We start from the raw sequence: 22,640 nt of genomic DNA, 5'->3' as shown, positions 1-22,640 counted from the left end.
TACTCGAAAATGAAGCCGCCTAAACAGTTTTCTAATTCTTCGCCCGAAAAAAATCCAGAACCAGAATTTGAACAAGAACTCGAAGAAGTAGAGCGATCGCTTCTATCTTTAAAAGAACGCTACACTCAAGTGCAAAGCGATCGCGAGCAAAAAGCACAATTGCAACAACGTCGTCAAGACTTACAGCAAAATAAAAAGCCAACGCCAGAAATCAAAGCAGAGTTAAAGCACATTCAACAGCAATTGGAAGTGCTAGAACTAAACTTAGAAAGCCAGTTATTTTCTTGGCGTAGCTTTAAGAAACCTTTCTGGCAAGCCGTCCGCTTTGGTGGAATGGGCGTTATCATAGGCTGGATATTAAAGTCCTGTGCTGGTTAAATTATGGTAAATCGACGGATTGCAGAAATATTGCGAAGTGGTCAACCTGATGAGTCCCTCTTAGTTCAAGGCTGGGTGCGGACAAAACGCGAGTCTAAAGGGTTTGCTTTTATCGAAGTCAATGACGGCTCATCACTAGCTAATTTGCAAGTCGTGATTAATCAGGATTTGCCGGATTACGAAGCTATATTGAAAAAATTAAATACAGGTGCTGCGGTCGAAGTAACAGGGGTACTAGTAGCATCGCTTGGTAAAGGACAGCGGATTGAGTTGAAAGCCGAGACGGTGAAAGTCTACGGGGAAGCTGATCCCGATACATATCCTTTGCAAAAGAAACGTCATTCCTTTGAGTTTTTGCGCACCATTGGACATTTGCGATCGCGGACAAATTCCTTTGGTGCAGTTTTCCGCGTCAGAAATGCTTGTTCGACAGCAATTCACCAATTTTTCCAAGACAGAGGCTTTTTGTGGGTACACACACCCATCATTACTGCTAGCGATTGCGAAGGTGCAGGAGAACTATTTAGCGTCACCAGTTTGGATCTGAAAAATATTCCCCGCACAGAATCCCAAGCAGTAGATTACAGCCAAGACTTTTTTGCTAAACCTACGTATTTAACAGTTAGCGGCCAGTTAGAGGCGGAAGTCATGGCGATGGCGTTTAGTAACGTCTACACCTTTGGCCCCACCTTCCGTGCGGAAAACTCCAATACCTCCCGCCACCTAGCAGAATTTTGGATGGTTGAGCCAGAAATGGCTTTTTGCGACCTAGAAGGGGATATGGATTTAGCTGAGGCGTTTCTCAAACACATTTTTCAATATGTGTTGGAAAAATGCCCAGAAGATATGGAATTTTTCAATCAACGCATTGACAATACTGTATTGGCAACGGCGGAAAATATTATTAACAATCAATTTGAGCGCTTAACTTATACAGATGCGATCGCACTTTTAGAAAAAGCTGATGTCAAGTTTGATTATCCTGTGAGTTGGGGTTTAGATTTACAATCTGAACATGAACGCTACTTGGCTGAACAACTGTTCAAAAAGCCTGTAATCGTTACAGATTACCCAGCGCAAATTAAAGCTTTTTATATGCGTTTAAGCGATGATGAAAAGACCGTGCGTGCGATGGATATTCTCGCACCAAAAATCGGTGAAATCATTGGCGGTTCCCAGCGGGAAGAACGTTTAGAAGTGTTAGAACGCCGCGTAATAGCTCAAGGGATGAAACCAGAAGATTTGTCGTGGTATCTCGATTTGCGCCGTTATGGTACAGTTCCTCATGCTGGTTTTGGCTTGGGTTTTGAACGACTTGTGCAATTTATGACGGGGATGGGAAATATTAGGGATGTAATACCCTTCCCACGTACACCGCAAAATGCTGAGTTTTAATTTCGCACAAAGGCGTAAAGAAGAGTGCATTAGTTGAGGATATTGAATTATTACTTCCTTAATGCACTCTTTTATTTAACTAAATTTTAGGTTATTTTGATTGAAAAGGATCAGAAAGAAAAGGCTTTCTATCCTTAAAATTACTGACTCTATCTTTTAACGCTTCTATTGTAGCTAAAACCTTATCTAAATTTCCTTCTTGTGAAACTAACTGAGTATCATCAATCCATTTAACAACTTCAACAGCAAGATTTTTCTGCTTGATTACATATTTATTATTTGCTTTCTGTTTGAGATATTTATAAACTTCAGATATATTTTTAGGTTCGGTTTCTGTCAAGTTGTGGCTGTACTTTATTACTAGTTTATTAGCATAATCTCTAAATATTAACATATCTTGGTTTTCAAGAGTATTATGATTTTCAAGTTTTGTTCCATATATCCACATTCCTATACAAGAAGAAGGTGGATTTTTATGATAAATCCTACTAACTTCATTTTTAAGGATTTCAATTAAAGCATCAATATCTTTTTCAAATGGAGTCGGAGGTTCGGGAATAGAAGCACAAAATAAATTACTGAACATAGAAAAATTAATTATACACTTATGGATTGATATAGCAGTCCTAAATGATTCCTAAACCTCTTTCCTTATTATCTTGGTGCTCTTGGCGGCTTGGCGGTTCGATAATTTATACAACTCAAATAGGATTGCTATATAGGATTATATTTATTTTAATAAAGCAAAAATGCCAATAAATATGTTAAGTATTATTAAACAAGCTTTCACTTTAATAAAAAATGATAACTTTTGCAAATTAATGCAAAATTATCTAGGTTACAAAACCTAGTTACCAATTAGTTCTTGCCTGCGTCGCTCCTGTTCTTCATGCTCAATCTGTCGACGTACTGACTCATATTTATTTACTGCTGTTTCAGATTCATTATATATCGACTGCCTCAATTCACGAGCTTTATCCTCATCACCTAAAAGTAAAATTAGTTCTCTTCTTTTGGGCTTATCAAGTTTAAGAAACCATTGGATAAAAGCTTTTAAAATTGCTGTTCTTGAAGCTGAAACATCATTATAAGCTACAACGCAAGAAGGACAGACGTATATTAGATACTCATAACGACCTACAGTCTCAGCCAAGATTTCATAATCAGAAGCAATCACCTCGTGTATACGACCGCATTCACTATGATTAATAAGACATTCCAATAAATATAACTTATCAGAAAATGCTTTCTGTACATTGTATGCTAATTGACCGACAACTACAGAACCAGGATATCCAGGCATTATTTCTCTTGTTGAACTTAGCCAAGGAAATCGAGACATAACTAAGGAGTAATAGTACCGAGGTTTGACACATTTTTGTAAGAAACTAGCATCTAAAGTTTTGGTATTGATAGCCAATCCCATTTTCTTGTAATAGCTCACAGAAACTACATCTTTATGACAACTTTTAGCCATCTTAGCCAAGAGCTTTATATTAATTTGTGCATCACTTCTAATCGGAGTTAACAATAAAGCTGAGCTAGTTACAAACAAAATAATTAAATCTTTAACTGTGAATCTCATGATTAATTTCCTTCTTTTATTACTTGTTCTAATTCATCGTAAGCTTTAGGTGTAGGATATGTAGATTCCCAAGGGTTATTGGCATCATTGACATAATCATTTGAACTTCCTGCCTTTTCTTGTTTTTTCCTCTCTACTTTTGATTTAGGTGAGAGTTCTCGTTTATTGGAAATCACCACTGTTGTTTTTTGTTGTTTTGTTACCAAAATTGGCTGAAATTTCTCAGCTTGCTTTTTTGTCTGTTGTTGTTTTTTCAGTGCATCTTGTTCTTTTTGTTGTTTCAATATATAAGTCTGACCTTCCTTGATCACAGCTTCTAGGTTTTCCTGTGCTTCTTTAGCTGCTTTTTCTATTTTGATAGCCTTTTGTCTATCTTGTTCAGCTTTTAAAGCAGCTAGACGTTTTTGTTGTTCTATTTCTTCTCTTTGCCCTTGTTGAGCTTCTAAATCTTTAGATGCCGTTACATTTACAGGATCTGGTTGAATTCGCGATTTAGCTTTTGGTGCAGATTCAGGAATTGTAATAACTGGTATTTTGTCTTCGGGTGCAACTATGTGTTTATTTTTAGGTTGCTTCAACGTAGCAATAGCAAAACATCCCACACCTAAACTAATAAACCAGTGTAAATTTTTAAGTTTTTTATGAGTTAGTTTAGCAGCATTATTAACTGGTTGACTTCTACTCAATGAGACAGTTATTAAAAAGCTAGGTGAATTATTATTTGATTGATTTTTTGCTGTGTTTACTAAAAAATGAGGTTGTTTTAATGCCTTTTCAATTTCATTCAAACGCTGCAAAATAACTATTGTATTTTCAGGACGCTGGTTTGCAGTAGGAGCTATCAAATAGTCTATTAAATCTGTAAATAGTGGAGAAATATTAACTGCATAGTGTCGCCAATTTAACTCGTTAGTCAGAGGATCATAAATAGCCTTATCCTGTGGTTCTTTACCTGTAAGCAGAAAAATAAAAGTCCGTCCCAATGCAAAAAAGTCTGACTGTTGTACCGAATAACCGTTTTGTTGCTCTGGTGGTGAATAGCCTTGTGAAATAATTCTGGTATGAGAATTTCCTTTTAAAATGGTTGTAGTCACTTCTCTCACTGCCCCAAAATCAATTAAGACAAGCTGTCCACTTGGTCGCAGCATGATATTCTGAGGCTTAATATCACGATGAAAATATTGATGAGTATGTACTAAATTGAGAATTTCTACAAGCTGCTTTAGCCAATTAAGAGCTTGAGGTTGAGAGATAGGTTGATATGTGTTAGATTCCATCCATTTCTCTAAATCTACCCCCTCAATTTTCTCCATTACTAAACAGTGCAATGGTACAGAGCTATTTTTGGGTAAAACAGTGAAGTAACCATCGGAATCTACTTTGGGAATTCCTGTATTGTTCAACCGACTCAAAACCTTTGCTTCTTGCTGAAACAATTCAATGGCTTTTGAGTTATTCTCAGTCAGTACTTTTAGTACTTTTACAACTTTAGCTGTGCCAGAATCATCAACTTCAAAAGTTTGACCAAAGCCACCACTTCCAAGTAGTGTGATTACCCGATAACGACCTTGCAGCAAAATATCTGACCCACAGTTACGACAAATGCGGTTTTTTGCATTCGCTGGATCAACAGGTTTTGGGCAACGAGGATTGATACAATAACTCATTAAATAGCTATAAATTCCCCCAAGAATGATTTTTGAGCCATGCTCGGAGGATAAATCTGTAAAGTTCTAGTAATAGAGTTCCCTAAAGCTCTGGGCAAACTAACATATAGTTTTTAGAATAATTAATCGAGACAGACATCTTAACAAAAATAGGGTTTTCACTTCCGGTATCTTGCAGCTATCTTGAGAGGGAAAATACTCTTTTGCAGGCTGGGTGAGGTAAATTGATGTTAATGTTGCTGTTCTGGATCGAGAATGAACGCTACGCTTTGGCAAGCGAACAAGTAGTAGAAGTGGTACCGCTTGTCAACCTCAAAACCCTTCCCCATAAACCTGATTATTTTGCTGGTGTTTTTAACTATCGGGGACAAATTGTACCAGTTATTGATTTGTGTCAGTTACTGCATGGTAAACGCAGCCGTGATTATTTAAGTACTAGGATCGTTCTAGTTAATTATCAAGGTGAGCACAGCGACTCTGGCTTGAAACCTCAAACTCCCTATATTTTGGGTTTGATGGCAGAAAGGGTTGTAGAAACCTTGCACAAATCAGATTTGGATTTAGTGGATGTCAACATCCAAATAGGTACAGCGCCTTACTTGGGTAAGATGATCGTAGACGATCAAGGCATGATTCAGTGTCTGCGGATTGAGGGCTTGTTGTCAGAGACAGAACAAGTTTATCTTTTACCTAGCAATTGAATTTCGCAGCATAAAACTAATAACGCATCGCTAAATAAATGACATATTCTGACGGCGAGGCCTTACTGAAACGGAAGATTGGGTTAGATGCAAACTCAATTGGTTCCGGTGCGATCGCCAATGTCATTGCTCAACGAATGGTAGCTTGTAAAATTACGGGTATAGCAGGCTATTTGCAGCATTTACAGCAATCTCCTCAAGAATGGCAAGCACTTATTGACAGTGTAATTGTTCCAGAAACTTGGTTTTTCCGCCAACCGGAGTCATTGAAGTGTTTGCAGCAATATGTCATGTCTGAATGGTTAGCAACTCAACCAAAACCTGTACTGCGGATTTTAAGTGTACCTTGTTCAACGGGTGAGGAGCCTTACTCAATTGCGATCGCTGCTTTAGAAGCAGGATTGAGTGCGGCTAACTTGCACATTGATGCTGTTGATATTAGCAACAAATGCCTTGCAACTGCCCAACGGGCAATTTATGACAAATACTCATTTCGTGGTTGTCCAATCTCCTTTCAAGTTCGCTATTTCCAAGAAACTCCAGCTGGATATCAGCTAAGTGAACAAGTCAGACAGATGGTAAATTTTAGCCAAGGAAACTTAGTCAATCCAGATTTTCTGGCTGGAACAACATCTTACGATGCGATTTTCTGCCGTAACCTGTTAATCTACTTTGACCGCGATACCAAAAAACGCACCATTCGCGTTCTAGAAAAATTATTAAGCCAAAATGGTTTGTTATTTGTCGGTAACGCGGAAGCTGGGGTATTGCTTAACTCACAGTTTGTTATGGTTCCTCACCCTTTAGCATTTGCCTATCGCAAGTTAGCTGTTTCTCCACAATCAGCAAAGAGTGATGTCTCACCACAAGCCCGATCCGACCCCGCGCCTACGATTACGTCGAACAGGAACGCCAAGGGCGAAAGAGTTCGAGGGTTAGATCCAACTTCTCGAAAACAATTGCTTGTAGATCAAAAGCCTACGCAACCACCTCACCCCTCTACAAAACAACCGATTAAGCCATTTCAAGATTCCACACAGAACTTGCTAGAACAAGCCAAAGTTCTAGCTAATCAAGGCTGCTTAAATGAAGCGATTCAAATGTGCAAGTACTATCTCAGCCATAATCGAGCGAGTGTAGAGGCTTATGTTCTGCTAGGTGAAGCACAACAAGCGATCGCTCAGAATGAGCAAGCTGCGGAATCTTTCCAAAAAGCAATCTATCTACAACCTACTCACGAAAAAGCGCTTACTCATCTGGCATTACTTAGAGAACACCAGGGGGATATAGTCAGAGCCAATCTTCTTTGGCAACGCATTCATCGACTGCAAAATCAAACTGAAACTTAGCTAGAGCTTACTGCAAAATAATATAAATAATAATAAAGTTTTCTATTTTTTATTAACAATCTGGTGATCTCATAGTTGAAATGGGAACTCTTGCAGATACAGGCATTTTCAATAACCAGTACTAAATTAAGCTGTCACACACTTACTTGCACATATTAGATAGCAAGGGGAGCCAGCGCCTTAGGTGGGGTTTTTCGGCTGACTTGTAGCGAATAGTGTATCAAGGGTTGGCTGGAGAAGAATTGACGCTTTTTCTCCAAAATCAAGAAAATGTAAGTTAAATGTGCATTAACTCAATAGCATTTAAGTTTAAGTTAATCCCAAAACTTAGGAACAATTAGATGATGAAAAGTTGGAAAATTAAAGATTTAACATTACTAGGATTTTCCATACCAACAGTTCTAATGATTAGTTTTAGTATCATGGTTTATCTTACATCTAACCAAATATGGCAAACATTTAGGCAGGTTAATAATTCACAAACTGCTCTTACTGGAAAAAATCGTGTTCAGGTTAGTTTACTGGATATGGATAGACGAATGCGTCGTTATGTAATTGATTATCAAGTTAATCAAGATGCTCTAGATTTATATACCAAAGATCAGCAAAGATTTCAACAAGCTTGGGATCTGGCAACTAGTGTAGTTGAAGATGCTAGACAAAAAGAGAGATTGAAGAAAATGCAACAATTACATGATGCATACGATTCTCTCAAAAAAGCAACAGTAAACAAAAATCCAGGCAATATTCATAAAAATAAAGATGATGTTGAAAGTTTTTTTGATAAAGCTAAAGATATTACTAATAATTTTGAAGAAGTATGTAATGACTTTGAAACAACAGAAAAAGAAATATTGGATAAAAGTATCTCTTCCACCAAAATATCTATAGGTTTCTTAAGTTTAGCGGCTGTTATTGCATCAGTATCATCTTTATTGGTTGCTAGTAGTACTACATTTTTAATTACCCAGTTTTTAGGATCTAGAATTGCTAAAGCTGTACAAGCAGCAGAAAAAATTTCTATTGGCGATTTAACTCAATCTGTGGTCGAAAGTACGTCCAACAGTAAAGACGAAGTTGGGCAGTTACTTAACGCTTTCCAAAGCATGACTCAGAATTTAAATATGCTGATTCGTCAAGTGCAGCACTCTGGTATCCAAGCGACTTCTTCAGCTACCCAGATAGCAGCATCAGGTAAGCAATTAGAAGCGACAATGACTGAACAGGTAGCCTCAACAAATGAGGTGACAGCAGCAGCCAAAGAAATTTCTACCACTTCTAGACAATTAGTAAGAACTATGGAAGAAGTTGCTGTCATGTCGCAAACTACAACCATAGGTGCTAGCGATAGTCAAAAAGATTTACTGCGAATGGAAGCTACTATGCGCCAACTAGCAGAAGCAACTAATTCCATCGCGGCTAGACTTGGGGTGATTAGTGAAAAAGCTAACAATATCAATAATATCGTTGTCACAATTACCAAAGTGGCAGACCAAACCAATCTATTGTCACTAAATGCGGCGATTGAAGCTGAGAAAGCTGGTGAGTATGGTTTAGGTTTCGCCGTGGTAGCTAGAGAAATTCGCCGTCTAGCCGATCAAACTGCTGTCGCTACTCTTGATATTGAACAGATGGTCAAACAAATGCAATCTTCAGTATCTACAGGTGTCATGGAAATGGACAAGTTTGCCGCAGAAGTAGGGCAGAGTGTAGAAGATGTAGCCAATATTAGTACTCAGGTGGGGCAAATTATTGAGCAAGTCCAAGATTTGACACCAAGATTTGAAGCCGTTAACCAGGGGATGGAAACCCAATCTCAAGGCGCGCAACAAATTAGTGATGCTATGACACAGTTGAGCAATACATCTGTGCAAACAGCAGCTTCTTTGAGAGACATTAATCAGGCGATCGCCCAGCTTAATAAAGTTGCTCAAGGTTTGCGCCAAGAGACTACCCGTTTCAAAGTTAAGGATGAGAGTTTATCTACCAACCAGATTGACTTGAGCAAACAGTTATACAGGATTTCAAATAATTCTGCTGATTTATGTTGATTTATAAAAAACCGTATATAATTCATTAATTTGTTTTAAATAACATTACAAATATATGCAACAAGGACTAAAAATTAATCATTTTGTACTAGGTGGTTGCGGATTAATAATTATATTGTCATGCGTTACCACTTTTTTTAGCAACAGAACGAATCAAGAACTTATAGAAACTGCCAATTTAGTCAATCAAACTTATGCCTTGAAGACAGGCTTGAAAGATTTAGAGAAAATTTTAGTCGATGCTGAAACAGGTCAACGTGGGTTTATCATCACAAAACAAGAAAGATATTTAGAACCTTTTAACAAGGCTAAAGTTAAATTAAATGATAAGTTTGACGAATTACACAAAGTATTTAGAAATGATAATTTTAAAGATAAAAAAATAAGTTTTATTGAAGATTTAGCCCAGGAAAAAATTCAGGAGTTAGAGGGAACAATCAGATTCAAAAAACAGGGTAAAGAGAAGGAATTATTAATTGTAGTTCTTTCAGATAAAGGTAAAAATATTATGGATGAAATCAGGCGTAAACTTGAAGAGATGCTGCAATTAGAAGAGCAAAATCTCGAAGAAAGGCAAAAGCAAGTTAATCAAATTCAAAATTTGTCGAATATGGTTACTTGGGGAAGTTTTATCTGTATTGTCATCACAGTAGTAGTAGTTTCACTAGCAATTATCCTGATTCCTGGGAGAGCTTTAAATCGTTCATTACAGAACGCTTTTATTTTGGCAGAGAAGGTTTCCACTGGTGATTTAACCGTTGATTTTGAAGTGACATCAAAAGATGTAATTGGAAAGCTAATGGCTACACTCAAAAATATGGCACAGAGCCTCAACCTTTTGATTCGGCAAGTACAGCAATCTAGCTTACAGGTAACATCTTCAGGTACCCAAATAGCATCATCAGGTAAGCAATTAGAGGCAACAATTACCGAACAGGTAGCCTCTACCAGTGAAGTTGCCGCAGCTGCTAAAGAGATATCTGCCACCTCTATAGAACTGGTAAAAACAATGGAAGAAGTAGCGGATATGTCGCAATCTACAACCATAGCAGCTAGTAATAGCCAAAAAGACTTGTTGCGGATGGAAACAAATATGCGTCAACTGGCAGAAACCACAAATGCGATCGCAGCCAGGCTGGGGGCAATTAGTGAAAACGCTAACAACATTAACAGTATCGTCGTCACAATTAGCAAAGTTGCCGACCAAACCAATCTTTTATCATTAAATGCCGCGATTGAAGCCGAGAAAGCTGGTGAGTATGGCTTAGGTTTTGCAGTAGTTGCTAGAGAAATTCGTCGTCTAGCCGATCAAACAGCGATCGCTACCCTGGATATCGAAAAGATGGTCAAGCAGATGCAATCGTCAGTATCCACAGGCGTCATGGAAATGGACAAGTTTGCCACAGAAGTAGGTCACAGCGTGGCAGATGTTGCCAGGATCAGCACTCAAATCACCCAAATTATCAATCAAGTACAGGATTTAACTCCAAGGTTTGATGCAGTGAATCAAGGTATGGAAGCCCAGTCTCAAGGAGCGCAGCAAATCAGTGATGCCATGATGCAATTGAGTGGAACATCCATACAAACATCAGATACGCTGCGAGAAATCAATCATGCGATCGCCCAACTTAACCAAGTTGCTCAAGGTTTGCGTCAAGAGACTGCCCGTTTTCGCGTCAAAGTTGAGGATATTTCGTCTCCAGCCCCAATTCATCAAAACGCTTAATTTGTCAATATGGATACCGACACCTACAGTAGTAATATTGAGCGTTGCTGGAATGCTATAGGTATTGGGGGCGATCGCTCTTGCCCGGAATTATCCACTTTCACCCACTGCCGTAACTGTCCTGTTTACTCAACGGCGGGACGCCATTTACTAGAGCGCGTCATCCCAGAAAACTATCGCCATGAATGGACTGAGTTACTCGCCCAAAAAAGAGCAGGAACCGAGAGTAAGTTACTTACATCTGTTGAACATTCCCATGTACAATCTTACGTTTTACCAGCCACAGAAACTCTGGCGGTCGTAATCTTTCGGTTACAACGGGAATGGCTAGCACTTCCTGCTCAAGTCTTTAAAGAAACAACCTCACCTAGTCCAATTCATACCCTACCCCATCGCAGTAACCAAATTCTGCGGGGATTGATGAATATCCGAGGCGAGCTGCAATTGTGTATCTCGTTAAGCAATCTGCTGAATTTAGAAGTAACCGATACCCCACCTGAAGCACTCAGCCCGATAGTTTATTCACGCATAGTAGTAGTGGAAAAAGCAGGCAGCACTTGGGTTTTTGCTGTTGATGAACTCTACGGGGTACACCGATTTCATCGAGATGAATTACGAGATGCGCCCAACAGCCTCACATCAGGCACTCAAACCTACGCCAAAGGCTTCTTTCACTGGCGATCGCGCAGCTTGAGCTATTTAGATGATGAATTATTATTCACCAGCCTTAGTAAGAAAGTGTTGCAATGACAAAAGACCAAGATTTCAGCAAGTTTTCCTTGCTGGATTTATTCAGCATGGAAGTTAAAGCCCAGGTTATCGTTTTAAACGATCGCCTATTGGCGCTAGAAAGCAAACCCCAGCCTCAAGAAGAACTAGCAGCCTTAATGCGGGCAGCTCACTCTATCAAAGGAGCCGCAAAAATTGTCCAACTCGATGCAGTGGTTATTCTTGCCCATGTGATGGAAGACTGCTTTGTTGCAGCTCAGGAGGGAAGAATTACCTTAAGCACAGCTCACATTGATGTCTTGCTGCAAGGGGTAGATATGCTGGTGCAGATAGCTGAAGCTTGTGATGGCAATCCAGAACCGTCTTTGCCTGAAGATGGCAGCATTCAATCGCTGGTGAGTGCGATCGCCAATATCCTACAGCCCCAAAATACTCCTGCTCTATCTAGCAATATTGCAACCGTGGAAGTGCCAACTACCTTGATAACGGAGCCAACCACCGCACCGAAACTAGAGGAACATTTAGGAGTGTGGGGTAAAAGCGATCCCGGACAAATGTCTATTGCTCCCCCACTACCGCAGCCACCCTCCCCAACTTTAGAACCTGCTACCACCCCGCTTCCGGTCTTGCCAGCTATCGAGAAAGCAGATACTATGCAAAACCGAGCTGTGCGGGTGAGTGCAGAAAATCTCAACCGCTTGATGGGATTAGCAGGAGAGTCACTAGTTGAAACCAAGTGGTTAGAGACATTTTCTGACTCTTTACTTAAAGCCAAAGCTAGCCAAAGCAACTTATCGAGTCTATTAGATCGGTTACATGAATTATTAGGAGACCACCATTTAACTCGGCAAATTGAAGAGCAGTTAGGTATGGCACGTCAAACAGCCACAGAATGCCGTCAACTATTGAGCGATCGCCATAACGAGCTAGAACTTTTTTGCCAACGCTCCGCTAACCTTGCAGATCGTCTTTATCGGCAAGCGATCGCCACTCATATGTGCCCATTTACTGATGGGGGGCAAGGCTTTCCGCGCATGGTGCGAGATTTGGGCAGACAATTGGGTAAACGAGTCAAGCTAGAAATTATTGGCAAGTCTACCTTAGTAGATCGAGATATTCTCGAACGTCTAGAAGCTCCTCTCACGCATGTTTTGCGGAATGCCATCGATCATGGTATCGAATCGCCCGAAGAGCGTTTGGCAGTTGGAAAACCAGAAGAAGGAACTATCCGCATCGAAGTCATACATCGTGCTGGTATGTTGTCAATCACTGTTGCAGATGATGGTCGGGGAATCGAGTTAGAGTTTTTGCGTCAGGAGGTTGTCAGAAAAAAATTAACTCATGCCGAAATGGCTGCACATCTCACCGAAGCAGAGTTGATGGAATTTCTGTTTTTACCTGGTTTTTCAACAGCACAGTCTGTAACTGAAATTTCCGGCCGGGGCGTCGGGCTAGATGTAGCACACAGCACGATCCGAGAAGTTGGTGGAACTCTGCGAGCCGTTTCCAGCCCAGGAAAAGGTATGACTTTTTACTTGCAATTACCTCTAACTCTTTCGGTGATTCGGACTCTACTGGTGGAAATTGCCGGAGAACCATACGCATTTGCACTGGCGCGGATCGATCAGTTGGTAATGCTGCCGAAATCTGAAGTTGCCCTCTCGGAAAATCAACCGTTTTTTATGCTTAACGATCGCTCAGTTGGGTTGATATCCGCACATCAAGTGTTTGATTTACCAACGCGTGCCGTCAATCCAGATTTTCTCAGTGTCATTGTGATTAGCGATCGCCTCAGTTGTTACGGATTAGTTGTAGATAAATTTCTCACTGAATGCAGTTTAGTTGTCAGACCCCTAGATCCGCGCTTGGGCAAAGTTCCTAACATTAGTGCTGCGGCTTTGATGGATGATGGTTCCACTGTGTTGATTGTCGATGTTGAAGATATAGTACGTTCCATTGCCAAATTGCTTTCTAGTGGGCAACTTAGCCAGGTAAATCAGTCTCACCAACAAGCTGCTAACAAAAACTACAAACGTATTTTAGTTGTTGATGATTCGATAACCGTTAGAGAAATGGAACGCAAACTTCTGGAAAATAACGGTTACAAAGTGGAAGTCGCAGTTAATGGTATGGATGGGTGGAATGCAATCCGCAGTACTGACTACGATTTGGTGATTACAGATATTGATATGCCCCGCATGAATGGCTTTGAACTGACTAGTCAAATTAAAACTCATGGGAAATTGAAAAATAAACCTGTGATTATCGTTTCTTATAAAGACCGAGAAGAAGACCGACTGCAAGGTTTAGAAGTGGGCGCAGACTACTATCTGACCAAAAGTAGTTTTCAAGATCGCACCTTGTTAAAAGCTGTTATTGATTTGATTGGAGAGGCTTAAGCAGTGAGAATTGGTATTGTTAACGATACAGTCATAGCAGTAGAAGCGCTGCGACGAGTGGTGGCGAAAGTCCCAGAATACAAATTGGTATGGGTTGCTTACGATGGTGTGGAAGCTGTCAGCAAGTGTTTAGCAGATACTCCTGATTTAATTTTGATGGATATCATCATGCCCAGCATGGATGGAGTCGAAGCCACACGACAGATCATGACTCAATCTCCCTGTGCAATTCTTCTGGTGACTGCTAGTGTGAATCGCTATGCAGCCAAAGTTTTTGAAGCTATGGGATATGGTGCTTTAGATGCGATTAATACTCCAGCTTTAGGTAATGGGCAACAAACAGAAGGTAGCACTGGGTTACTAAATAAAATTGCGACTATTGCCAGACTGATTGGCAAATCTTCACCACCGAGATCGCACCAACCTGACTACTACCAAGAATCACTCTCGCCTTTAATTATTATCGGTTCTTCTACAGGAGGCCCCCAGGCATTGGCAACTATTCTGGCACAGTTTCCCCAAGACTTTCATGCAGCTGTGGTGATTGTGCAGCATATAGATGCCCAATTTGCTGAAGGTTTGGCCATGTGGTTAGATGAGCAAATACCTTTATCAGTGCAGCTGGCAATTCCTGGAACTTCGCCACAGCCAGGAAAAATTCTGATCGCTGGCACAAATCATCATCTTGTCATGCGTAGCGATCGCACTCTTGTCTATCAACAACAACCTCTAGATAGTTTCTATCATCCATCAGTCGATGTCTTCTTCAAAAGTGTGGCTACTCATTGGAAAAAACCAGGAATTGGCATACTGCTTACTGGTATGGGGCGTGATGGTGCTCAAGGTTTAAAACTCTTGCGGGAAGCAGGTTGGCATACTATTGCTCAAGATGCCAAAACTTGCATTGTTTATGGTATGCCCAAGGCAGCTGCGGAATTAGAAGCGGCGGTAGAGATTTTACCCCTGGAGGCGATCGCATCAGCTTGTAGGCGAAAGCTTTTCTCAAGTAAGTAATTTTTCAATACAACTATATACTTAAATTGCTCCTAGGACTTTCCAAACTATTAACATTAATCCTAAATTTTCCAAGGTTTAGTTCATATCAATATTTGGATTTTTACCATCATATTTTCTTGCAGTATTTTAAATAATAATCTAACTGTGACTAATGCAAATAAATAATTTTTGACAGAGTAAATATACTGAAAAATATTATTTTAATCTAAAAGACTAGAGCAATTTAATTTAAATGTGAGAATCACTTAGATGCAAATTCCTTGTTTATAAGCCTTCCAACAGTTTAACTTCTCATGCATGATTGAGATTGCTATAGTAATTACTTAATTTTCTATGAGAATATCAGTCTTTATTATTTTACAAATTACTACAAAAAAATTATACATCAATTTTCTAAAGCTAAAATTAGTACATCAAAAATATTCAACGTAGAAATTGTATATTTTCTAGATTTTCAACTAAAAAATAGTGAATTTATGATGAGATTACAAACGCAAGCAATTCCACAAATAGTAGGTAAGATAAAACATTCATTACGTAATTTAAGGCTAATCAGGACTCCTACATCTGATAGTAAATCTTTAGATTTCAACACAGATCCAGTAACGCTGCTTTTAATCGACGATCAGATAATTATTGGTGAAGCAGTTTCTCGAATTCTGGCAAATGAAGCAGACATTGCTGTTCATTATCTCAATGACCCGACTCAAGCAATCCAAAAAGCTATTTCAATTAAGCCAACAGTTATTTTTCTAGACATGGTAATGCCTGAAATAGATGGGTTAATGCTACTACGGTGGTTTAGATCTCATCCAGTCACCCATGATATTCCTATTGTCATGCTATCCGGCAAAGAAGAACCAAAACTGAAAGCAGACGCTTTTGCTGAGGGTGCAAACGACTATCTGATTAAGCTACCTGATGCAGTCGAGCTGATTGCTCGTATCCGTTACCATTCAAAAGCATACAGTAACCTCAAAACCCTCACTCTTACAACTAACAAAGCCCAACAGCAAGCACGGCAACTAGAGAATACTTTACAAGAATTACAAAACACTCAAGCCCAATTAATTCAAACTGCAAAAATGTCCAGTTTAGGTCGGATGGTTGCAGGTTTAGCCCATGAGCTTAATAATCCGATTAACTTTATTCAAGGAAATTTAAGCCCTCTAAATAGCTATGTCCAATCTCTTTTAAATTTAATTGAACTATATCAACAAGAATATCCAGATTCCACCCTGGCGATCCAAGATAAAACTACCGAAATCAATCTTGATTTTATTATTGATGACTTACCTAGAATACTTTCATCAATGAAAATAGGCAGCGATCGTATCCGTGAAATTGTGTTGTCTTTACGGAACTTCTCCCGGCTTGACCAAGCAGAAAAGAAAGCTGTAAATATTCATGAAGGTATTGAAAGTACTTTATTAATTTTGAGCCATCGTCTTAAGCAGGGAATTGAAATTAATAGGCAATATGGAGACTTACCGCTAATTGAATGTTATCCAGCCCAACTCAATCAGGTATTCATGAATATCCTCAGTAATGCTATTGATGCTTTACTAGAACAGAAGGCACAAACTCAAAAACAGATTATTATTCAAACTGAAACTATTAGTTTTCATCAAGTTAGAGTCGCCATTAGAGATAATGGGCCTGGAATTGCTTCAGAAATACAAAGTAAAATATTCGATCCTTTCTTTACAACTAAAGCTGTTAATAAAGGAACGGGGTTAGGATTAGCAATTAGCTATCAAATTATTGAGAATCATCATGGAAATATTCATTTAACATCCCGGACTGAATCCGGAACAGAATTTGCTATTGAGATTCCTATAGCATTAGCTAGCTAAACTAAATTTGCGCTCAATAACTTATGAAAGAAATACTCGCTTGCTAAATTTCATGGTGCGATTCAGGTGAGGAGATGCGTACCCTGAATTATCTACAAGCAAGCGAGGGGCTGACTGAGGAGGAACCACCAGGGTATATCAGCCTGATCTTTTACCCTAAGTTGAACGCCCTTTCTACTTTCCTAATATCCAAAAACAGCCGTTGTTTTGTGAGGAAGTAGAACCAGCTACTGTGAAGCGATGGAATACCTATTACAGCCTAGAAGCAAACTTACCAATTTACCTAAGGAGTAGAGAGGCGCAGGAAAGCTTCTGCAAAATGGTAGTTTTACCAGTATCAGGGAGCACGGACTCTATTTTTAGTTATGAATGATGAAGTTAGAAAGTGATGAAATTCAATCCTGAGTTTCACAATTCATCATTCATCATCTTTGCAAATAGATGCAAGGATTTATATGAATTGAGAAATTTTGCGCCAATTCATCTTGAGAACAGACGCGTACCAATCAAACTATCAGCTATCAGCAGTCATTAAACAGTTAAAAGCTGACGGCTGAATGCTGATAGTTATTTAAGCCATTTGATTTTCAATCGCCCACCGCGCTAGTTCAGTGCGGTTGTGGAGATTTGTTTTGCCCAACATATTGGACACGTGGCTTTCAACGGTACGCTGGCTGACATTTAATTCTTCGGCAATTTCCCGGTTAGCTAAACCTCTCGCTACAAACTGTACTACTTTCAGTTCGGTTGGAGTTAACTGCACATCGAAGGGAACCTGGATGCGGGAACCATTTTCTCCTCCTTTTGCTTGGTGTTCTTTCCAACGGATAGTTTGCTTTAGCGAAGATTCTACTTGCGCTACGAGTTCTTCTGGTTCAAAGGGCTTGACCATATAGACGTCAGCACCTTTATTCAGACCTTTAACTCGGTCTGCACTTTGTCCCTTAGCTGAAAGGAATAGAACAGGAATCCAGCTAGTACGTTCATTTTGCCGGACTTGTTCTACAAAAGTGTATCCGTCCATTTCCGGCATCATCACGTCGCAGATAATCATATCTGGAACATCATGCTCTAAAATTTCCAGAGCTTCTCGTCCGTTTTCAGCGGTGATGACTTCATATCCCCGGAATTCCAAGTAATCCTTCACCAGCAAGATGAGGTTAGGGTCATCATCAATCAGTAGAAGTCGTTTGTGATCTTTCATGCTGGGCTCTTTCATAGCAGTGGCACTTGTCGCGCTTCGGTCCATCAAGGTCTTGTATATTTATCCTCTATGGTGGATTATTTGAGATGTTGTCTTTTTTTCCACTTAACTTGCCTGTGCTTGTTGAAATTCTTATCAGTGATAACCACAGTTTAGAAGACTACTAGCATATAGGCAATAGTCCAGTAAGGATACGTAGAGCAGTAGTAACTTATAATGCGTTATTATATATCGCTTTGAAAGTGGCGGGTGAAAAAACGCTGATTAAATAATAATCCTTCCGATTCACAGGTTCAGTATTGGCTGAAGATGACCCTAGCTCAAAACCAACCACCGCTTCAGAGCACTTACTACTTAATACGATATCCTTTGGATGTTAAGCCGCTATCAGATGTTCACAAGCAACCAGAGAAGTTTCTGGCAAAGGATGGGTTAAAAATGCATATTCTTCAACCACCATTATGCCTATCAAGTGTTCTTGGATGATCCGCTCAATCACTTCCGGGTTTGCTTGACGATACCAGACACCATCCGGGTAAACCATCATTATCGGTCTAGAACAAGAAACTCGCAAGCAATTGGCTTTAGTTCTAGAGAAGCAAATGGGACGACTGTTTTGCGACTGGTCGAGTTTTAGCTCTTGCAATCGCTTTTTTAAGTATTCCCAGGATTCCAGACTAGCTTGTTTTGAGCAGAAGTTGGCAACTGTCTGATCGGCACAAATAAAAATATGTCTTTGAATCTTTGCAAGTCCTAAAGTTTCTACACAATTACGCAGGGCTTTATTGTCTAGAGATTTAGTGGTTTTGGGGATTTTACGGCTGCACTGGATCACTGTATTGTTACTCATCGAGCGGCTCCCTGATTACAGTTCTATAACAATTTCCCCGCTTTGCAAATAAATTTGTCCATATAAAAATATTCGTAACTTACACAACATAACCTGAAGATTTAAAATAAATAAGTATTTATACTTAAGTATATGCTTGAACAGCCTGCATAAATAACGAATGAAAATGGTCAAGCTTCAAGGGTAAAGAGTCCTTTGTCTTCCTTGCCCCCCTTCTCCCCCATCTTCCAATCCCTTAGTTCGGGAACCCGTACACCAAGAATTGTTGCCATTGTATGCTTCTCTTCGGTAAATTAGCACTCAGGAGTTGAGAGTGCTAACTCTGGAGAAATTAATATGGCAGCTGTATCTTTAAGCGTTTCTACAGTTAAACCTTTAGGCGATCGCGTTTTCGTGAAAGTGAGCGCCTCTGAGGAAAAGACCGCAGGTGGTCTGTATTTGCCCGACACCGCCAAGGAAAAGCCCCAGGTAGGGGAAGTAGTCGCCCTTGGTCCTGGCAAGCGGAATGATGACGGTTCTCGTCAAGAACCAGAAATCAAAATCGGAGACAAAGTACTTTACTCCAAGTATGCTGGCACTGATGTCAAGCTAGGCACTGAAGAGTACGTCCTGCTTTCTGAAAAAGATATTTTAGCAGTTGTGAGCTAATAGGTCTTGGTGCTTGTGGCATGGCGATCGTGCCCAATACGAGAGCGATCTATTACCAAAATTTAAAGACAAATTTGACTTACTCCCTCAATTAGACACCTATGGCAAAGCGCATTATCTACAACGAAAACGCCCGTCGTGCCCTTGAGCGAGGCATGGACATCCTAGCTGAAGCTGTGGCCGTTACCCTTGGCCCCAAAGGTCGTAACGTAGTGCTAGAGAAGAAATTTGGCGCACCGCAAATCGTCAATGATGGTGTCACCATTGCCAAAGAAATCGAATTAGAAGACCACGTTGAAAATACTGGCGTGTCTTTAATTCGCCAAGCTGCTTCTAAGACCAACGACGCTGCGGGTGATGGTACCACCACAGCCACCGTTTTGGCTCACGCGATTGTTAAAGAAGGCTTGCGGAACGTTGCTGCTGGCGCAAATGCAATTTTATTGAAGCGCGGTATTGACAAAGCTACTAACTTCCTAGTAGAAAAAATTGCCGAACATGCCCGTCCCGTAGAAGATTCCAAAGCTATTGCTCAAGTTGGTGCAATCTCCGCCGGTAACGACGAAGAAGTCGGTCAGATGATTGCCCAAGCAATGGACAAGGTAGGTAAGGAAGGCGTAATTTCCCTAGAAGAAGGGAAATCCATGACCACCGAATTGGAAATCACCGAAGGGATGCGCTTTGACAAAGGCTATATCTCTCCTTACTTCGCTACCGATGCTGAACGGATGGAAGCCGTCTTTGATGAGCCTTTCATTCTGTTGACCGATAAAAAAATCGCTTTGGTACAAGACCTCGTACCCGTACTTGAGCAAGTAGCTCGTGCTGGTCGTCCCTTGGTGATCATCGCTGAAGATATTGAAAAAGAAGCTTTGGCAACTTTGGTAGTTAACCGCCTACGCGGGGTGCTGAACGTAGCTGCTGTTAAGGCTCCCGGATTTGGCGATCGCCGCAAAGCGATGCTAGAAGATATCGCCATCCTCACCGGTGGTCAGCTAGTTACTGAAGATGCTGGTTTGAAGCTGGATAACACCAAGCTAGATAGCCTAGGTAAAGCTCGCCGCATTACTATTACCAAAGACAACACCACAATTGTTGCCGAAGGTAACGAAGTTGCTGTTAAGGCTCGGATTGAGCAAATCCGTCGTCAAATTGACGAAACCGAATCTTCCTACGACAAAGAAAAACTGCAAGAACGCCTCGCTAAGTTAGCTGGTGGTGTCGCAGTTGTGAAAGTCGGTGCAGCTACCGAAACTGAGATGAAGGACAAGAAGCTGCGCTTAGAAGACGCTATTAACGCTACCAAAGCTGCCGTGGAAGAAGGTATTGTTCCTGGCGGTGGTACAACTCTGGCTCACTTGACTCCACAATTGGAAGAGTGGGCAAACGGCAACCTCACCGGTGAAGAGTTAACTGGTGCGTTGATTGTTGCGCGTGCTTTACCTGCACCTCTGAAGAGAATTGCTGAAAACGCAGGTCAGAATGGTGCTGTAATCGCTGAACGTGTAAAAGAGAAAGAATTCAACGTTGGCTACAACGCTGCAACCAACGAATTCGTTGACTTGTTTGCTGCTGGTATCGTTGACCCCGCCAAGGTAACTCGTTCTGCACTGCAAAACGCTGCTTCTATCGCTGGTATGGTGTTGACAACCGAGTGCATCGTAGTTGATAAGCCTGAACCTAAAGATGCTGCTCCTGCTGGTGGTGCTGGCATGGGTGGCGGCGACTTTGATTACTAATACTCTATAGCCCCTATTTGTCAAAACAGCTGCTTCCCTTGTGGAAGTGGCTGTTTTTTTGTTTTATCGAACCGCAGAGGCGCAGAGGACACAGAGTAGAAAACGCCAGTATTAGATATATTTTTGGAAGATTGCGATGATGAGCCTTTTATCATCTATCCAAGCATAACTAAAATGATGCTTGCAGAAGCAGAGCTTTATAAATCCGGTTATTACTTGCAGAAAGCTGAACTCAAACAGTTAAGCTATGACTTGCAATCAATATATAGATCAGCTTTAGATGAAGAAGCAAAATATATTCGCCAGAAATATCAAGCTATGCCAATCAAGGTTTGGCGACAATAAAAACTAACAAGCACAGTATTTTTTACAAAAAAATCAATAGCTGATTAACATACATACTTAATCTTCCGCTTCGTATAAAAAATCTCAGAAAAGACTTTGCGTCTTTGCGCCTTTGCGTGAGATTATTACCCCTGCTGCTAAACCAAATTAATGAGTAAAATTCTCGAAAAAGAAGTTTCTAATGCTTGGCATGGCAAACTTAATTTAGTCTACGCCGATCGCAAAAATGCCACCCAGCTAATTTACAACCACCAGCAAGCACCGCTGAAGGTACAGCGTCCGTTTTATCCAGAAGGTGAAAAAGTCTGTCACAGCGTCATTTTACATACCGCTGGGGGAGTGGTGGGAGGCGATCGCCTTTCTCTCAACTTCCACCTCCAACCCCACGCACAAGCTTTAATCACTACAGCAGCCGCGAGTAAGATATACCGCAGTAACGGACAGCAAGCTAGACAAACTATCGACATAAAAGTAGATGCTGGCGCTTGTTTGGAGTGGTTACCCCAAGAAACAATTTTGTTTAACAATGCAATTTATCGGCAAGATTTACGGGTAGAATTAGCAACCGAAGCCAGTTGGTTAGGGTGGGAAATTACGCGATTGGGACGCAGTGCTAGAGGAGAGAAATTTTTGCAAGGAGAATGGCGATCGCACACCGAAATTTGGCAGCAAGGTGTTCCTTTGTGGATTGATCGGCAATATTTACCGGGTAGCGAAGAAGTTTTCTACAGTCCCCACGGCTTGGCTGGACAACCAATAGTGGGTAGCCTAGTTTGGGTTGGTAATCCAGTTTCGGCAGAAATTGTCGAAAAAGCTCGCAATTTATGGCATGGTGCAGGACAAGCGGGAGTAACGCTACTACAACATGGACTTTTATGTAGATATCGCGGTGCTTCGTCATCTGAAGTGCGACACTGGTTTACGGCTGTTTGGCAGATGCTACGGGTTAATTTTTTGAGTCGTGGTAGCTGCATACCAAGAGTTTGGCAGGTTTAAATGAA

19 protein-coding genes are annotated in these 22,640 nt (G+C 40.6%); 14 read left to right on the top strand and 5 right to left on the bottom strand.

Annotation, left to right across the window (positions count from 1 at the left end; genetic code table 11):
* The first annotated feature begins 9 nt into the window (after positions 1-9).
* Complete coding sequence (locus BV372_RS00895) at positions 10-378, top strand: hypothetical protein (RefSeq protein WP_086681807.1); 369 nt, start codon at positions 10-12, stop codon at positions 376-378.
* A gap of 3 nt (positions 379-381) precedes the next feature.
* Positions 382-1,773 (top strand): asparagine--tRNA ligase, encoded by a 1,392-nt coding sequence (asnS, locus tag BV372_RS00890; RefSeq protein ID WP_086681803.1) that lies wholly within the window; start codon positions 382-384, stop codon positions 1,771-1,773.
* A 91-nt stretch (positions 1,774-1,864) separates the two neighbouring features.
* On the opposite strand, the gene BV372_RS00885 is transcribed toward asnS, so the two are convergent.
* The 3 genes from BV372_RS00885 to BV372_RS00875 all read right to left on the bottom strand — a co-directional run bounded on the left by BV372_RS00885 (position 1,865) and on the right by BV372_RS00875 (position 5,025).
* Complete coding sequence (locus BV372_RS00885) at positions 1,865-2,359, bottom strand: hypothetical protein (protein WP_086681800.1); 495 nt, start codon at positions 2,357-2,359, stop codon at positions 1,865-1,867.
* Between the two features lie 261 nt (positions 2,360-2,620).
* Positions 2,621-3,358, bottom strand: coding sequence for a hypothetical protein (locus BV372_RS00880; protein WP_086681799.1), 738 nt, complete (start codon positions 3,356-3,358; stop codon positions 2,621-2,623).
* Between the two features lie 2 nt (positions 3,359-3,360).
* Positions 3,361-5,025: a serine/threonine-protein kinase gene (locus BV372_RS00875; RefSeq protein WP_179197930.1), complete on the bottom strand. Its 1,665-nt coding sequence runs from the start codon at positions 5,023-5,025 to the stop codon at positions 3,361-3,363.
* A gap of 233 nt (positions 5,026-5,258) precedes the next feature.
* On the opposite strand from BV372_RS00875, the gene BV372_RS00870 reads away from it, so the two are divergent.
* The 8 genes from BV372_RS00870 to BV372_RS00835 all read left to right on the top strand — a co-directional run bounded on the left by BV372_RS00870 (position 5,259) and on the right by BV372_RS00835 (position 16,853).
* Positions 5,259-5,726, top strand: coding sequence for a chemotaxis protein CheW (locus BV372_RS00870; RefSeq protein WP_256973049.1), 468 nt, complete (start codon positions 5,259-5,261; stop codon positions 5,724-5,726).
* Between the two features lie 38 nt (positions 5,727-5,764).
* On the top strand, positions 5,765-7,075 hold the full coding sequence (locus BV372_RS00865; RefSeq protein ID WP_086681795.1) for a protein-glutamate O-methyltransferase CheR: 1,311 nt from the start codon (positions 5,765-5,767) through the stop codon (positions 7,073-7,075).
* 341 nt (positions 7,076-7,416) lie between these two features.
* Positions 7,417-9,126: a methyl-accepting chemotaxis protein gene (locus BV372_RS00860; RefSeq protein ID WP_086681792.1), complete on the top strand. Its 1,710-nt coding sequence runs from the start codon at positions 7,417-7,419 to the stop codon at positions 9,124-9,126.
* 55 nt (positions 9,127-9,181) lie between these two features.
* Positions 9,182-10,852 carry a CHASE3 domain-containing protein gene (locus BV372_RS00855; RefSeq protein ID WP_086681789.1) on the top strand — a complete coding sequence of 557 codons (1,671 nt, stop codon included), beginning with the start codon at positions 9,182-9,184 and terminating at the stop codon, positions 10,850-10,852.
* A gap of 9 nt (positions 10,853-10,861) precedes the next feature.
* Positions 10,862-11,602, top strand: coding sequence for a chemotaxis protein CheW (locus tag BV372_RS00850; RefSeq protein WP_086681786.1), 741 nt, complete (start codon positions 10,862-10,864; stop codon positions 11,600-11,602).
* Positions 11,599-13,980, top strand: coding sequence for a hybrid sensor histidine kinase/response regulator (locus BV372_RS00845; protein WP_086681783.1), 2,382 nt, complete (start codon positions 11,599-11,601; stop codon positions 13,978-13,980). Before BV372_RS00850 ends, BV372_RS00845 begins: the two co-directional genes overlap by 4 nt.
* 3 nt (positions 13,981-13,983) lie before the next feature.
* Positions 13,984-14,994, top strand: coding sequence for a chemotaxis response regulator protein-glutamate methylesterase (locus BV372_RS00840; protein WP_086681779.1), 1,011 nt, complete (start codon positions 13,984-13,986; stop codon positions 14,992-14,994).
* Between the two features lie 479 nt (positions 14,995-15,473).
* Entirely contained in the window at positions 15,474-16,853 is a 1,380-nt protein-coding gene (locus BV372_RS00835) for an ATP-binding protein (protein ID WP_306298934.1), read from the top strand.
* Between the two features lie 571 nt (positions 16,854-17,424).
* Here BV372_RS00835 and BV372_RS00830 read toward each other — a convergent pair.
* Entirely contained in the window at positions 17,425-18,102 is a 678-nt protein-coding gene (locus BV372_RS00830) for a response regulator transcription factor (protein WP_010997804.1), read from the bottom strand.
* A gap of 331 nt (positions 18,103-18,433) precedes the next feature.
* A complete protein-coding gene (locus BV372_RS00825; RefSeq protein WP_086681772.1) occupies positions 18,434-18,907 on the bottom strand; it encodes a ferredoxin in 474 nt (157 codons plus the stop codon).
* 336 nt (positions 18,908-19,243) lie between these two features.
* On the opposite strand from BV372_RS00825, the gene groES reads away from it, so the two are divergent.
* The 4 genes from groES (at position 19,244) to BV372_RS00805 (ending at position 22,635) form a co-directional block, all read left to right on the top strand.
* Positions 19,244-19,555, top strand: a complete 312-nt coding sequence (groES, locus tag BV372_RS00820) for a co-chaperone GroES (RefSeq protein ID WP_086681770.1) — start codon at positions 19,244-19,246, stop codon at positions 19,553-19,555.
* Between the two features lie 101 nt (positions 19,556-19,656).
* Entirely contained in the window at positions 19,657-21,294 is a 1,638-nt protein-coding gene (groL, locus tag BV372_RS00815) for a chaperonin GroEL (protein ID WP_086681767.1), read from the top strand.
* Positions 21,295-21,417: 123 nt separating this feature from the next.
* Positions 21,418-21,639 carry a hypothetical protein gene (locus tag BV372_RS00810; RefSeq protein WP_086681764.1) on the top strand — a complete coding sequence of 74 codons (222 nt, stop codon included), beginning with the start codon at positions 21,418-21,420 and terminating at the stop codon, positions 21,637-21,639.
* 150 nt (positions 21,640-21,789) lie between these two features.
* A complete protein-coding gene (locus BV372_RS00805) occupies positions 21,790-22,635 on the top strand; it encodes an urease accessory protein UreD (RefSeq protein ID WP_086681761.1) in 846 nt (281 codons plus the stop codon).
* Positions 22,636-22,640 lie beyond the last annotated feature (5 nt).

Origin of the sequence: Nostoc sp. T09, from assembly GCF_002154695.1 — a bacterium.
GTDB lineage: Bacteria > Cyanobacteriota > Cyanobacteriia > Cyanobacteriales > Nostocaceae > Aulosira.
This window is presented reverse-complemented; position numbering and strand designations above follow the sequence as displayed.

What these genes read in the sequence shown, in the direction of transcription:
- BV372_RS00895 (WP_086681807.1), top strand. Translation starts at nt 10, where the DNA reads ATGAAGCCGCCTAAACAGTTTTCTAATTCTTCGCCCGAAAAAAATCCA.
- asnS (WP_086681803.1), top strand. Translation starts at nt 382, where the DNA reads ATGGTAAATCGACGGATTGCAGAAATATTGCGAAGTGGTCAACCTGAT.
- BV372_RS00885 (WP_086681800.1), bottom strand. Translation starts at nt 2,359, where the DNA reads ATGTTCAGTAATTTATTTTGTGCTTCTATTCCCGAACCTCCGACTCCA.
- BV372_RS00880 (WP_086681799.1), bottom strand. Translation starts at nt 3,358, where the DNA reads ATGAGATTCACAGTTAAAGATTTAATTATTTTGTTTGTAACTAGCTCA.
- BV372_RS00875 (WP_179197930.1), bottom strand. Translation starts at nt 5,025, where the DNA reads ATGAGTTATTGTATCAATCCTCGTTGCCCAAAACCTGTTGATCCAGCG.
- BV372_RS00870 (WP_256973049.1), top strand. Translation starts at nt 5,259, where the DNA reads ATGTTGCTGTTCTGGATCGAGAATGAACGCTACGCTTTGGCAAGCGAA.
- BV372_RS00865 (WP_086681795.1), top strand. Translation starts at nt 5,765, where the DNA reads ATGACATATTCTGACGGCGAGGCCTTACTGAAACGGAAGATTGGGTTA.
- BV372_RS00860 (WP_086681792.1), top strand. Translation starts at nt 7,417, where the DNA reads ATGATGAAAAGTTGGAAAATTAAAGATTTAACATTACTAGGATTTTCC.
- BV372_RS00855 (WP_086681789.1), top strand. Translation starts at nt 9,182, where the DNA reads ATGCAACAAGGACTAAAAATTAATCATTTTGTACTAGGTGGTTGCGGA.
- BV372_RS00850 (WP_086681786.1), top strand. Translation starts at nt 10,862, where the DNA reads ATGGATACCGACACCTACAGTAGTAATATTGAGCGTTGCTGGAATGCT.
- BV372_RS00845 (WP_086681783.1), top strand. Translation starts at nt 11,599, where the DNA reads ATGACAAAAGACCAAGATTTCAGCAAGTTTTCCTTGCTGGATTTATTC.
- BV372_RS00835 (WP_306298934.1), top strand. Translation starts at nt 15,474, where the DNA reads ATGATGAGATTACAAACGCAAGCAATTCCACAAATAGTAGGTAAGATA.
- BV372_RS00830 (WP_010997804.1), bottom strand. Translation starts at nt 18,102, where the DNA reads ATGGACCGAAGCGCGACAAGTGCCACTGCTATGAAAGAGCCCAGCATG.
- BV372_RS00825 (WP_086681772.1), bottom strand. Translation starts at nt 18,907, where the DNA reads ATGAGTAACAATACAGTGATCCAGTGCAGCCGTAAAATCCCCAAAACC.
- groES (WP_086681770.1), top strand. Translation starts at nt 19,244, where the DNA reads ATGGCAGCTGTATCTTTAAGCGTTTCTACAGTTAAACCTTTAGGCGAT.
- groL (WP_086681767.1), top strand. Translation starts at nt 19,657, where the DNA reads ATGGCAAAGCGCATTATCTACAACGAAAACGCCCGTCGTGCCCTTGAG.
- BV372_RS00805 (WP_086681761.1), top strand. Translation starts at nt 21,790, where the DNA reads ATGAGTAAAATTCTCGAAAAAGAAGTTTCTAATGCTTGGCATGGCAAA.